The organism is Bacillus sp. SRI_025, assembly GCF_057592095.1.
Genome location: NZ_JBYEGB010000003.1, coordinates 102,724 through 115,843 on the forward strand (window position 1 = coordinate 102,724; position 13,120 = coordinate 115,843).

Consider the following 13,120-nt stretch of genomic DNA (forward strand, 5'->3'; position numbering starts at 1 on the left):
GCGGCTTCCTTTTTATTTATTCTTGATGATCATATAAATGCTTTGCACGCAGCCCTACATGTTTGAGCATATCGATGCAGGCATCTTTCTCTTCTTCGCTCAGGACACTGATCATCTCATGAATTTCTTTCGCATGATCTGGGAAGATGTCATCAAGCAAAGCTCGTCCCTGCTTAGTAATATGCGCAAATGTCACCCTGCGGTCTTCTGCACAAGCCTTCCTGCTGAGGAGTTCTTTCTTCTCCAATTTATCGACCACATACGTGATGCTGCCGCTTGCAAGTAAGATCTTATCACCGATTTGCTGAAGCGGCTGATCACCTTTATGATACAGCAATTCTAGCACAGCAAATTCAGTTGGATTCAGCCCGTGCTTCACAATATGTTTGTTCATGTGATGATTAATTGAGCGATAGGCACGTGATAATACAATAAATAATTTCAATGATTTTTCAACATTATGATTTTCCATTTTTTATCATCCTTTATGAAATGCAACCCACTAATGTGACATTAATAAACAATAAGTAAAATGTCAACATTTTGATCCATCTTTAGCACGAAAATGAGACCAGAACGAATCACCTAATTTTTTAAAAATCACACAAGTCATCGTAATAAAGATAGGTTCAATGCTATAATAAGTCTATTAGGTAATACGTTGGAGCGATGAATGATGAGTATACTCAAAGGGTTTTGGAAGAAGATCAGACTTTACCTTATTTTGGTCATGCTTCCAACCCTAATCATTAGTTATTTTATCTACGAAAAAGAAACTGAAAAAATCGATTTAAAGAACAAACAAACCGCTACACTTATGTTAAATATTCACAAAAACCAAATGAATTATTTAATAAGTGAAACAGAAGCGAGATTAACTTCCCTTGCCATGGGATTTGACCAGCCGGTTGAGACGAAAAAAGTACAAAACATCCTAGAGAAAATTTATAAACAAGAACCTCGTTTTTCAGGTCTGTATCTCCTAGACAAAAAAGGAAATGTAACAGCAAGCACCACCCCGTTAAAGGAAAAAATCAACCTATCATTCAGAGATTACTTTAAACGCATTCAAGTGACCAAGCAGACCGTGATCACAGACAACTATGTGAGCCGAATTACAAAACAGCGGATTCTCTCCATTTGTGTGCCTGTTCTCGATGAAAATGAAGAGGTCACCAATGTGCTGATTGCCGCCATTCAAATTGATTATTTAAGAAATATTATGAATGTATTGAATCCTGATCTTCATTTTAAAATGCTGAATCAAAATGGACATGTCGTGTTTACAAGTGGTCCACAGCCAGTACCTGAGGGCGGCAGCACCGTGTCTACATATTTAGATGAAAACAGCTGGAAGCTGGAGGTCTTTCCGCAGCGTGCTTCAACAAGTGAAGTGCTGTCTGTGATGCTCATCCCTTTATCCAGTGCGTTTATTTTATTAAATATTTTATTCACACTAGTCCAGTATATCGTGTTAAGGCGGCAAACTCAGCAGGAGCGTCATCAAAATGAAGCGCAAAAGCTTGAATTGATCGGAACACTCGCAGCAAGTACAGCACACGAAATTCGCAACCCATTAACTGGGATCAGCGGATTTATCCAGCTATTGCAAAAGAAGTATCATTCAGAAGAAGATCAGCTCTATTTTTCTGTCATCGAGGAAGAAATTAAACGGATCAACCAAATCGTCAGTGAATTTCTTGTATTAGGAAAACCAACGGCAGAAAAATGGCAGAATAACTCTGTTAAAGAAATTGTAAGTGAGATCATGCCGATCGTTTTCTCTGAGGCAAACCTTTATAATGTCGAAGTGGACCTACAAATCAATACGATTCAAGATGTGGGCGTGTATTGCACGAAGGATCATATTAAACAAGTCGTTTTAAATGTAGCAAAGAACTCTTTAGAAGCGATGCCAAACGGCGGTCATTTGAAGATTGTGATCGAAGCTGAAAAAGAACATGTCATCATTAAAGTAGCGGATACAGGTGAAGGCATACCAGAAGAGATGTTAAAGCACATCTTCCTCCCCTTTATTACGTCGAAGGAAAAAGGCACGGGTCTTGGGCTTGTCGTGTGTAAACGAATCATTTCGATGTATGGCGGAACAATTGATATTCATAGCGAAGTGAATAAAGGAACGACTGTTATGATCATGCTTCCTTCTGCTCACTCAGCATAGCTGAAGATGTCAGCCGGTTTTGCTTATGCAAGACCGGTTTTTCATGTCAATAAGAGGGGCGGTTCACAGATAAAAGACTCATTTGAGACACAAGATCATGAAAGGAGGGGGCAGATTGTTTCTCATGAAAAAGAAGATGCTGATACTCATTCATCAGGTTGTCCAGTTCTTGACTATATTTAATTGTCATCTCACCAGTGTACCCTTCCACTTGAGCAGCTTCTACCATCTGTTTTCTCTTCTCATCAATGGACATCAGCAATTGTTCTTTCCTTACATAAATATTCATGATCTCAGCTCCCGCAATGATTTCGACTGTCTATGCTCAAAATGATCCGACACCAAAATTATACTTTATTTGTAAATTAAATTAAATATGCTTATTTTATTTAATTTTTTACAGCCTAAAGACCTTTTACCCAATCAAATTTGGGGGTAAACTTCAAATTTGGACAGGACTGTCACATTGATTAAACAGAATTTTATCCTATACAGAAGATCAAAATCAACTATTTTCTTTCACATTTTATGTCTAATTTCCTAAAAAAAAGCTGATCTTCCGCCTCATGCGGAATGATCAGCTCTATCATTAAACCGTTTCTTCCTCGTAAATTGGCACCCAGCCCTCAGTTGTGACAAATATGCGAACTGCGACCACTTTGCGATCCTCTTGAAGTGTAAAGTAATGACGGATGTTTGGCGGAACAGAAATTAAATCACCTGGGTTCAATCTTACATCAAAAAAGACGCCATCCTTGCCTTGAATAGCAAAGATTCCGTGCCCGCTCACAATAAAGCGTACTTCATCATCTGTATGGTGATGCTCACGTTTAAAGTTTTGGAGCAGCTCATCAAGATTTGGCGTGGCATCAGATAATGAAATCACATCCTGCGCTTTGTACCCTCTTTTTTCAGAAATACTTTGGATTTCCTTTTGGAAAACAGTCAAAATCTCTTCCTTTTCCTCATCGGTTAAATCATACTTTTCTGATAAACGGTTTGGCAGCTTTTCAATATCCCAATGCTCATAAATAACCCCTTGGTTTTCTAAATATGATGCAACCTCTTGCTCGTTCTCAAGTAATGTGTTCTCTTCATTGTGAATCAAAATCGTCGCCATGTGCTTTTCCTCCTTTTTATCTTACAAGCTGCTGTTGATACAGCGCTAATTTTAAGTGATAGCTAAATAAAAATTCATATGCTTCTAATACTCGTTTTGCTTCAAAGGCTGTTTTTCCCCAGACCGTGATGCCATGATTGCGAATGAGTACAGCACCAGATGACGCCTCTAGTGTCAGATGTTTGGCAAATTGCTCTGCAAGATGCGGAATATGAGCTGGATTTTCAATAATCGGAATCGACACTTCTGCATCCTCTTCCCAATAACCAAGCGCTTTGATGATTTCGTTGCCTTTAAAACGAATCTCTCCCTTATCCCCATACAGCTCTGACATCACATTATTATCAATGGTGTGGACATGGAGACAGCAGCCTGCTTTCGTCCGTTCATACACGTACGTGTGAAGCAGTGTTTCAGCTGATGGCCTAAGCGTCTCGTTCGGATCATGGGGCTGGCCTGCCGCATTTACTAGCACAAAATCTTCATTTGTTTCTTTTCGTTTATCTTTGCCGCTTGCCGTCACCAAAAACGTGATTGGATCATCCGACACCTTGATCGATAAATTACCGCTTGTTCCGAAAAACCAGTCTCTTTGGGCCAGTTCACGTTTAACGTCTGCTAGCTCCTGCCAGCGTTTGCTCTTTGCGTCTGCCATTCCTTCACTTCCTTTATTTGAACAAATTGCGCGTGTAGATCAACAAATGTGTCAAACTCCTTATGTACGAGCCCGAGCTCTTGACATTCATTGAGCAAGTAGTCGCGCGCAAACGTAAGATCTGCATGTTTCGCCGCCTCCACATCAGTCACTGAATCTCCGATCATGATGATGAAATCATCCTCATGAGTCAGGTTTCGAATGATTGAGGGCTTGCAGCATCCGCATCCATTTTGACATTGCGTATCGCAGGCATGCGGCCATTCAATCTGAATATGCTCTTCCCCAAATGATGCATGATTGCAATAAATATCGTCTCGATCGACAATGCCTTCGAGGATGGGGTAGACAAAAAAGTCCATCCCCCCACTAAGTACATAGAAAGGAATGTCTGCTTTTTTTACCTCATCCACAAATTCCTTAAATCCTTCTCGAATCTCTGTATCCTCTAAAATAAATGATTGAATGGCTTCCTTCTGATCACTTGTCAGTAATTGAAACATCTGCCCGACGCCTTCTTGAATGGTAATTTCCTTTGACAGGACACCATCCTTCAGTTTCGTCCATTCACTCGGTGCAAACTGTTTCATGATGCGGATGATATTATCATTTTTTGTAATTGTTCCATCAAAATCACAACACACAATTGGTTTTTTCATTATTCTGCTACCCTTCCCCAAAGATCAAGTGCCGCTTTTAAGTCTTGGCAGGAAGCCGCCTTATCTTGGATAGACTCTTCCTGTATAACGGCATCAATGATCGAACGAAATGCCTTCCCTCCGCCGATGGCTCCCCGCGGATGTCCGTGAATGCCTCCACCTGCGTTAATCACATGATCAATTCCAAAATCTTTGATCAATACTGGAACCATTCCTGGATGAATGCCTGCTGACGGGACAGGGAATGTTTTTTGAACCGTATCCTCTTTCACGCAAGCTTCATAGATTCCAAGGGCATCCTTTTTCGGAAGTGCAACCGATCCATAAGGTGAGGGAAAGAGGCTCAGATCAGCGCCAGCATATCGGTTTAATTTGCCTAAAAGAAGAGAATGCGAGAATCCATATTCAGTAGAGGATGTCAATGCACCACTCACTGCGGGATGCGCCATAATAGGCAGTGGAATATCTGGATCCTCAGCTAAGCTTTGCATGACATCAAGACCGTAAGCAAAGACATTGAATAAGAGCGCATCTGCTCCAAGTTCAGCGGCCTTTCTCGCTCGATCCCTCAGGTCAAAGGTTCTGCCCGTTAAATTGACAGCATACAGCGTGCGGTGTCCTGTCTCTTCATAGATTTCTTTTAAAATCTCTTTTCCTTCTTTGATTCGCTCTTCAAAAGGAGCTAATGGACTTTCAAATAAAATTTCATCGTCTTTGATGAGGTCAACCTCGCCTAATGCCTGTAAACGGAGCTGCTCTTTTAAATCCTGCATATCACGGCCGATAACACCTTTAAAAATACTCATCAATAATGGACGATCAAATACATTTACCTTATTTCGTATGCCATCAATTCCAAATGCCGGTCCTGGCAGGCTTTTTTTAAATTCTTCAGAAAATTGGATATCGACTAGCTTCACTTTTCCGTCTAGTGAAAGCTTTCCAAAAATCGTCGTGAAAACAGCTGGTAAATCTGCTGAAAAGTTTGCCTCAGGATAAGCAATGGTCACCTCTGATTGATAAAGGCCATTTTCGGCTGGAGCAGCCTTTTCTAATACTTTTTCAACTCGGCCTTTATGCTTTTGAAGCTGCTCCTTTTTGAGCTGAGGCAAATCCGTCCATGATCCAACTGTTAAACCAAGCGCGATCTGCTCCGCTTTTCGATTTATTTGTTCATCCTCTCGATGTGTTAATACGTATGTTGCCAGTAATTCACTCACTAGGAATCCCCTTTCGATTGCATCATGCATATGTTCAATAAAAAAACCTCTTCAAGTGCTTCTTGAGCGCCTTAAAGAGGTTATTTCGTGTTATTCATCCGAATCTTATCTCTCAGCGCTTGCTGCAAGAATTAGCACCGTGCTTCATGGAAGTCGGTTGCCGGGCTTCATTGGGCTAGTCCCTCTGCCTACTCTTGATAAGAATATTCAATTTTCTTAAATATTGCCTGAATTATCGCACCATTTTTTTATGTTGTCAATGGCTTTTTTTCAAACAGCTTCAAGGCAGCGATGCGCTGAGCAGCTTCTTGTAACCGCTCCTCGCTTGTTAGAAGCCCTACTCTCACGTACCCTTCACCGTGAGCACCAAAGCCATTACCTGGCGCTACAACAACATGCGCTTTTTCTAATAATAAATCAGAAAAGGCTTCAGATGTATATCCTTCTGGCACCTTTAACCAAGCAAAAAATGATCCCTTTGGAGCACTGACTTCCCAGCCAATTTCTTTGCAGGCAGCTATCCACACATTCCGTCTTTTCTCATATCGGTCATTTTGCACCCGTACGCACGTTTGATCGCTTAATAGGGCTTCCGCTGCTGCATCTTGCGTGGCTTTAAACAACGAGACAAACAAATGATCCTGATAAAGCTCAATCGCTTCAATAACAGACGGATTACCTGCTGCAAATCCTACTCTCCACCCTGCCATATTGTACGTTTTAGACAATGTGTAAATTTCTATTCCCGTCTCTTTCGCTCCATCTACTTGCAGAAAGCTGATCGGCTTTTCTCCATCAAATCCAATGCCGCCATATGCAAAATCATGAACAACACAAAGCTTGTGATCTTTCGCAAATGTCACGGTTTCTTCAAAAAATGAACGGCTTGCCGTAGCCCCCGTCGGATTGTTGGGGTAATTTAAGTACATTAATTTCGCCTTTTTCTTATCATCCTCAGGCAGCAAATCGTAGTCAGGTAAAAAATCATTTTTTTCAAGAAGTGGCATGGTCACCATATGAGCTCCAGCAAGTACAGCACCTGACCAATAATCAGGATAACCTGGGTCAGGGACGAGAAGCGTATCACCCGGATTCAGCAGGCATTGAGGCAGCTCAACAAGCCCTGCTTTCCCGCCAAATAAAATCGCAATTTCCGTCTTTGGATCAAGCGTAACGCCATATTCTCTTTCATAAAAAGCGGCAGCGGCCTTTTTTAATTTCGCTGTTCCACGGAATGAGGAGTATTGATGATTTTCAGGTTTTGCTACCGCTTCCTGCATGGCTTTTACAATGTGCGGAGGAGTTGGCTGATCAGGATTTCCCTGCCCCAAATTAATGATATCTGCCCCTTCCTGCACTTTTTTCTGCACCTTTTGGACAAGGGACGCAAAAAATTGTTTCGGTAATTGTTTCAACACATCTGATTGCTGGAATTCCATTTCTTCACCTTCTATTCAAGTTACGTAACAATACAATCACTGTAATGGATTGTTTTATGAATTGTAAAGCAATTTTGAAAAAAGATTGACATGTAAAGCGCAGCTCTGATAATATCTTGAATTAAGAAATGCAAACAGACACGAAACAATTACATATTGATTTCTCTTATCGAGAGTTGGGCGAGGGATTTGGCCTTTTGACCCCAACAGCAACCGACCGTTAATACCACTGTGAAGTGGGGCGCAGCAAGTAACGCGCCAAGACAATTGTCTTATAGGGCACGGTGCTAATTCCATCAGACGTATGTGCTGAGAGATAAGAGAGGCTTTGAGCATACACACCATCAAGCCTCTTTCTCTCAGGAGAAAGAGGCTTTTTTATATGATTTGGAGGGGAAGCAATTGGTTACACTTACGGCATCATATGAAGAACTAACAGAAAGCTCGGCAGTTGCACTCGCAATTAGACTTGGCTTAATCCAAGAAAGCAGTCATTTGACTTGTACTGAAATCGGCGACGGGAATTTAAATTACGTCTTTCATATTTATGATCACAAACAAGAAAAAGGATTGATCATCAAGCAGGCGTTGCCTTATGCAAAGGTGGTTGGTGAGAGCTGGCCTCTTACATTAGACCGGGCAAGAATTGAAAGTGCTGCCCTGATCAAACAGTCAGAATATGCGCCGCATCTCGTACCAGCAGTCTATTATTCAGATACAGCTCTTGCAGTGACAGCCATGGAGGATCTCTCACACTTAGAAATCGTCAGAAAAGGGCTAATTGACGGAAAACAATATCCGCATTTATCTGATCATGTTGGAGAATTTTTAGGAAAAACACTTTTTTATACATCTGACTTTGCGACAAATCCTAAAATCAAAAAACAATTTGTGAAGCAATTTACGAACCCTGACCTGTGTGATATCACAGAAAAACTTGTCTTCACAGACCCTTTCTTTGATAGTGAAACAAATGACTTCGAAGAAGAATTAAGAGAATCAGCAGAAGCGCTTTGGGCAGATCTTGAGCTGCAAGCCAAAGCAGCAGAATTGAAGCGTATCTTCCTCACATCAGCTGAAACATTGGTTCATGGAGATCTTCATACAGGCAGTATTTTTGCAAATGAGACTGAAACGAAAATCATTGATCCAGAATTCGCGTTTTACGGTCCCTTTGGATTCGATATCGGCCACTTTATCGCCAATTTGTTCCTGAATGCTTTATCTCGCGAGAATGAACACGAGCAGCAGCACCTTTTTGACCATGTCGTCAATGTATGGGCAACATTCAAAGAAGTGTTCACAAAAGCTTGGAAAGAGGACAGCATTGAAGCATTTAGTGTATCGGACAGCTTTTTAGAAACAACGTTTGATCGGATTTTAAAAGAAGCGACAGGCTTTGCCGGCTGTGAGCTTGTCCGCCGAACAATTGGTCTTGCTCATGCCGCTGATCTTGATGCGATTCCATCACCAACTAGACGGATTCAGCAGAAAAAAGCAGCACTGACACTTGGAAAAACATTTATCAAACAATATCATGCAGTGGAAACAGCGTCTGACCTCGTCGCATTATTCCAGCCATCTGTAAAGGAGTGACGGGTTTTGTCAAAAGAATTTGAAGTCCCCCGTTCTGTCGAATGGGAAGAAAACCGTATTCACATTTTAAATCAGCAAAAATTACCGGCCGAAACCGTCTTTGAGCATTTATATACGAAAGAAGATGTGTATGATGCAATTGTGACATTAAAAGTACGCGGAGCGCCTGCGATTGGCATTACAGCAGCATTTGGACTGGCGCTTAGTGCGCAAGCCATTGAGACAGAAGAAATTGATGTTTTTAAACAAGAAGTGATTCGGATCAAAGAATATTTAAACAGTGCTCGTCCAACTGCTGTAAACCTCGCCTGGGCATTAGACCGGCTGCTGCAGCGCATTCAGCGTGCAGCGTCAGTGAATGCAGCTAAAACAGATCTTGTCCATGAAGCCATTCAAATTCAAATTGAAGATGAAGAAACATGCAGACAAATCGGTCAAAATGCACTCCAGCTCTTTAAATCAGGTGACCGTATCATGACCATTTGTAATGCAGGTTCCATCGCAACGAGCCGGTACGGAACAGCCCTTGCTCCTTTTTATTTAGCCAAAAAGAAAAATCTTGACCTTCACATTTATGCATGTGAAACACGCCCTGTTCTTCAAGGCGCTCGTCTGACAACATGGGAGCTCATGCAAGGCGGCGTGGATGTGACGCTCATTACTGATAACATGGCGGCCCATACGATGAAAGAAAAGCAAATTTCTGCTGTCATTGTTGGAGCAGACCGTATCGCTCGTAATGGAGATACAGCGAATAAGATTGGAACGTTGGGTCTTGCCGTTCTAGCCAAGCATTTTCACATTCCGTTTTTTGTAGCAGCACCGCTTTCAACCTTTGATGTATCCACCCGAGACGGATCAGATATCCCAATTGAAGAGCGCGACCCGCTGGAAGTAAAGGAATTAAACGGTGTCCCCATTGCACCGCCCGATGTTCAAGTATTCAATCCCGCCTTTGATGTCACTCCTCATCATCTTATTTCAGGCATCATTACAGAAAAGGGAATTATCACATCGAACTATGCAGAAGAGATTGATGCTCTTTTCGCCGAAAGCATCTCCCAATGATCGCAAAAAAGCGCCGTGTTCTTGTCATTTAAGAGCACCGCGCTTTTTTGTTTCTTGATTCGTTTTCGTTAAAATTTCTTCTTTCTGTTCTTCCGTCAAAACGTTCATTTTGACACATAGTGACGTAACGGCATACACTTTACCTTTTTTGCCCCAAAACATGCCAGCGCCCTCCTTTTTCCCTCAACCAACTTTTTTAGCTTAATAAAAGGATATGTCGCTCAGGAAAAATTCGGAACAGGTCAATCGATTTATTTTTGAACAAATGGGATGCCTTCTAATTCAAGGAGGACCGCTTTCATGTCTGTCTTCGATCCTGCATAGCCCGTCAGAGACCGGTCTTTTCCAATCACCCTGTGACACGGAATAAAAATAGGTAATGCATTTCGTCTGTTAGCTTGTCCGATGGCTCTTACAGCCTTGGGATTGCCTATCGCTTCTGCAATGTCTGCATAGCTTTTTGATTCACCATATGGAATGGCCGACAATGCTCCCCACACCTGCTCTTGGAACGGAGAACCTGTTTGCTTGAGCGGGAGATCGAACACTTGACGCTCTCCCTTGAAATATTCATCTAGCTGCTTTTTCGCTTCTTGTAAGACAGGCGTATCTGCTTGCTTTAGATTCACTGCCTGCTTTTTTGCTAAAAACGGCTTATCATCAAACATCACCTCGATGATGGCACCGTCCTTTTCTAGTATGTATAATGCCCCGATGGGTGCGTGATAGACGGTATAATACACGTTACTGCTCTCCTTCTTGTTTCTGCTGCCTTAGTGGAAGCGTGAGATGGAAGACGGTTCCTACGCCTTCCTCACTTTCTACTTCAATGGTTCCTTGATGCTCTTCAATAATTTTATAACTAACCATTAAACCAAGTCCAGTTCCTCTTTCTTTCGTAGTATAAAAAGGCTCACCTAGACGCTTTAGCTTATCCTCTGCCATTCCGCAGCCTTCATCACGCAGTGAAATGACAATATGCTCCTCGCCCTTCCGCTGAATGCTCACATAGACATTTCCTTTGCGCGGCATGACTTCAATTGCATTTTTTAAAATGTTAATAAAGACTTGCTTTAATTGGTTTTGTTCACAATAAATGAGCGGAATCTCATCCAGCACATTGAGATGCATTTGAACATTGCCAAGATTAGCCTGTGCGTGCAGAAGATCCATCGTGTCCTTCACAATTTGCACCACATTTTTTTCTTCATATACAATAGCTTGTGGTTTCGCTAAAATCAAAAATTCCGTGATGATGGATTCAATTCTTTTCAGCTCTGATGTGATGACATTAAAATAGAGCGAATACTCTCCTTCTATATTTCCTTTTAACAGCTGAATGAAGCCTTTTAATGCTGTCATCGGGTTTCTAATTTCATGAGCAATTCCAGCAGCAAGCTCTCCGACCACATGAAGGGTATCTGATTTTCTCACCCGCTCTTCTAATTCCTTCCGCTCTGTCACATCTCTAAAGATGGCCAAATTCATATTATGGATAATGTTACGTTTAAAAGAGAATTCCAATATACGCTGATCTGGATGGTTCAGTACAAATGGAACCTCATTGTCCATTTCATCTAATGACATCGCCTCGGCTGGTTGAGCCAAATTTTCAATTTGATAAGGGGCAAGGATGTGGAAAAGATTCATTTCTGTTAAATGATCGTCCTTCAATTGAAGCAGCTCGCTTGCAGATGGATTGACTTCAATGATTCGGTATTGATTATCAAAAAGAACAATTCCGTCCATTGACCCATTAAATACTTTACGGAATTTGAGCTCACTTTCGCGCAGCTCCTGCTCCATTCTTTTTCGATCACTTACATTACGTAAAATGGTTAGGTGCTGTCCTTCTAATACCGCATGTTTTGATGTAAACTCAAGCTCTTTATACTGCCCATTTGCCATTTTGAACAATAGCTCTTCCCTTATTTCATGATTGCGGATATAGCGTCTTCTTGTTGGTCTATATCTCTTATCAGATTTGACGAGAAAGTCGGTAAGTTTTTTGCCAATCAGCGAGTGCATCGGTAATTCAAAAATTCGACAGGCTGATTCATTGGCTCTCACAATCTCTCCATCATCCGCCCATATGATGATGGCATCCATTGCATTTTCGAAAATTTCTCTAAAGCGTTCTTCACTTTTTAACAGTTTCTCTTCCATCAGTCTTTTTTCTGTAATATCCCGCATGATGGACATATAAAAACCACTCATCACATTTGATGTAATGGTGAGTTCGAATAATTTTTGCTGGCCAGATTGAAGGGTAACAGGAAGCTCCCCTTTTGCTTTCCCTGTTTCTTTAAGTGACGTTAAAAGATGCTGCAAAGCTGGAAGATTATCTCCTTCAACAAATTCATGCAAATACCGATCGGTTAAATCAGTCTTTTGCAGCTCAAAGCTCTGACAAAAAGAATGATTCGCATCAATCATGCAGCCATCCTGATCAAATATGACCATCCCGTCAATGGCTCGGTCAAACAAATCTTTGAACAGCTGCTCATTCATGGAGCGTTCTCGTTCTAATATTTTTTTGGAGGAAATGTCTCGCATGACCACAATATATTGCTGATTCATGGTGTCATGCTCTGCAACAAATTCAATGTATTTTGTTTCACCACTTTCAAGCTGAATGGAGATTTCTCTTTTTAACGTACCTTTTCGAAAAAATAGATCGAGTGAGCATTCAACTTTATCTTTCGGGATGCCGTATAGGAAATCTAGAACGGATTTATTGAGGAGGTCTTCTTTCGGTGTCTGTACAAGCCTGCATGTTGCTTCGTTGGCTTGGATGATGTTGAGGTGTTGATCAAATATAAAAATGGCATCTAGCGTCTTATTTAACAGCATTTTTTGCTGCATCAACTCAGTTCGCAAATATTCGTTCTCTTTTTCTAATTTTCTGATATCTCCTGCAGGGGTTAACCTATTACCATCGAGCGTTTCAGTCATTCTCTTACACTCCTTTTCCAGCCTCATTCCTCTACAATATTTCTACAATATTTTCATTGTTCCTTCATTCGACTCATAAAAAAAGATAACTTTTTACACGAAGACTGTCTCATTTATTTCATTTGGATGACAGGATTGTATAACAATTCACTTTTCTTACGCTTCTTTTACAACCGTTCTACAATTTCACATCAAATAACGAATTAAGCAAAAATGTATTTTAGAA

General features: G+C 41.2%; 13 protein-coding genes and 2 riboswitches. Of the genes, 3 read left to right on the top strand and 10 right to left on the bottom strand.

The genetic code is table 11. The features are described 5' to 3' along the window. Positions 1 to 16 precede the first annotated feature (16 nt). Positions 17 to 472, bottom strand: a complete 456-nt coding sequence (gene mhqR, locus AC20OE_RS10175) for a MarR family transcriptional regulator MhqR (protein WP_034281539.1) — start codon at positions 470 to 472, stop codon at positions 17 to 19. A gap of 204 nt (positions 473 to 676) precedes the next feature. On the opposite strand from mhqR, the gene kinD reads away from it, so the two are divergent. Continuing rightward, positions 677 to 2,182, top strand: a complete 1,506-nt coding sequence (kinD, locus tag AC20OE_RS10180) for a sporulation kinase KinD (RefSeq protein WP_058838975.1) — start codon at positions 677 to 679, stop codon at positions 2,180 to 2,182. 46 nt (positions 2,183 to 2,228) lie between these two features. On the opposite strand, the gene AC20OE_RS10185 is transcribed toward kinD, so the two are convergent. The 6 genes from AC20OE_RS10185 to AC20OE_RS10210 all read right to left on the bottom strand — a co-directional run bounded on the left by AC20OE_RS10185 (position 2,229) and on the right by AC20OE_RS10210 (position 7,275). Then, positions 2,229 to 2,471 (bottom strand): aspartyl-phosphate phosphatase Spo0E family protein, encoded by a 243-nt coding sequence (locus AC20OE_RS10185; RefSeq protein ID WP_039178071.1) that lies wholly within the window; start codon positions 2,469 to 2,471, stop codon positions 2,229 to 2,231. A 300-nt stretch (positions 2,472 to 2,771) separates the two neighbouring features. Beyond that, the gene (locus tag AC20OE_RS10190) at positions 2,772 to 3,302 is read right to left on the bottom strand and encodes a 1,2-dihydroxy-3-keto-5-methylthiopentene dioxygenase (protein ID WP_024426834.1); all 531 of its coding nucleotides are present in this window, start codon (positions 3,300 to 3,302) and stop codon (positions 2,772 to 2,774) included. 16 nt (positions 3,303 to 3,318) lie between these two features. Next, entirely contained in the window at positions 3,319 to 3,957 is a 639-nt protein-coding gene (locus tag AC20OE_RS10195) for a methylthioribulose 1-phosphate dehydratase (RefSeq protein ID WP_059376919.1), read from the bottom strand. Beyond that, positions 3,921 to 4,616 (bottom strand): 2-hydroxy-3-keto-5-methylthiopentenyl-1-phosphate phosphatase, encoded by a 696-nt coding sequence (locus AC20OE_RS10200; RefSeq protein ID WP_058838973.1) that lies wholly within the window; start codon positions 4,614 to 4,616, stop codon positions 3,921 to 3,923. Before AC20OE_RS10200 ends, AC20OE_RS10195 begins: the two co-directional genes overlap by 37 nt. Further along, positions 4,616 to 5,836 (bottom strand): 2,3-diketo-5-methylthiopentyl-1-phosphate enolase, encoded by a 1,221-nt coding sequence (gene mtnW / locus AC20OE_RS10205; protein WP_487268831.1) that lies wholly within the window; start codon positions 5,834 to 5,836, stop codon positions 4,616 to 4,618. The genes AC20OE_RS10200 and mtnW overlap by 1 nt, the downstream gene beginning before the upstream one ends. 102 nt (positions 5,837 to 5,938) lie before the next feature. Beyond that, a riboswitch (SAM riboswitch) is annotated at positions 5,939 to 6,040 on the bottom strand. A gap of 44 nt (positions 6,041 to 6,084) precedes the next feature. Next, positions 6,085 to 7,275: a pyridoxal phosphate-dependent aminotransferase gene (locus tag AC20OE_RS10210; protein WP_039178065.1), complete on the bottom strand. Its 1,191-nt coding sequence runs from the start codon at positions 7,273 to 7,275 to the stop codon at positions 6,085 to 6,087. Positions 7,276 to 7,439: 164 nt separating this feature from the next. Beyond that, a riboswitch (SAM riboswitch) is annotated at positions 7,440 to 7,597 on the top strand. An 80-nt stretch (positions 7,598 to 7,677) separates the two neighbouring features. Here AC20OE_RS10210 and mtnK point away from each other — a divergent pair. Both mtnK and mtnA read left to right on the top strand, forming a co-directional pair. Further along, complete coding sequence (mtnK, locus tag AC20OE_RS10215; RefSeq protein ID WP_372555915.1) at positions 7,678 to 8,871, top strand: S-methyl-5-thioribose kinase; 1,194 nt, start codon at positions 7,678 to 7,680, stop codon at positions 8,869 to 8,871. Between the two features lie 6 nt (positions 8,872 to 8,877). Beyond that, complete coding sequence (gene mtnA, locus AC20OE_RS10220) at positions 8,878 to 9,939, top strand: S-methyl-5-thioribose-1-phosphate isomerase (protein WP_059376918.1); 1,062 nt, start codon at positions 8,878 to 8,880, stop codon at positions 9,937 to 9,939. A 24-nt stretch (positions 9,940 to 9,963) separates the two neighbouring features. Here mtnA and AC20OE_RS10225 read toward each other — a convergent pair whose 3' ends face one another. From AC20OE_RS10225 to AC20OE_RS10235, 3 genes are all read right to left on the bottom strand, one after another. Further along, positions 9,964 to 10,101, bottom strand: coding sequence for a hypothetical protein (locus AC20OE_RS10225; RefSeq protein ID WP_180272401.1), 138 nt, complete (start codon positions 10,099 to 10,101; stop codon positions 9,964 to 9,966). An 89-nt stretch (positions 10,102 to 10,190) separates the two neighbouring features. Continuing rightward, positions 10,191 to 10,682 (bottom strand): methylated-DNA--[protein]-cysteine S-methyltransferase, encoded by a 492-nt coding sequence (locus AC20OE_RS10230; protein WP_059376914.1) that lies wholly within the window; start codon positions 10,680 to 10,682, stop codon positions 10,191 to 10,193. A gap of 1 nt (position 10,683) precedes the next feature. After that, on the bottom strand, positions 10,684 to 12,894 hold the full coding sequence (locus AC20OE_RS10235; RefSeq protein ID WP_039178058.1) for a PAS domain-containing sensor histidine kinase: 2,211 nt from the start codon (positions 12,892 to 12,894) through the stop codon (positions 10,684 to 10,686). Between the last annotated feature and the right edge of the window lie 226 nt (positions 12,895 to 13,120).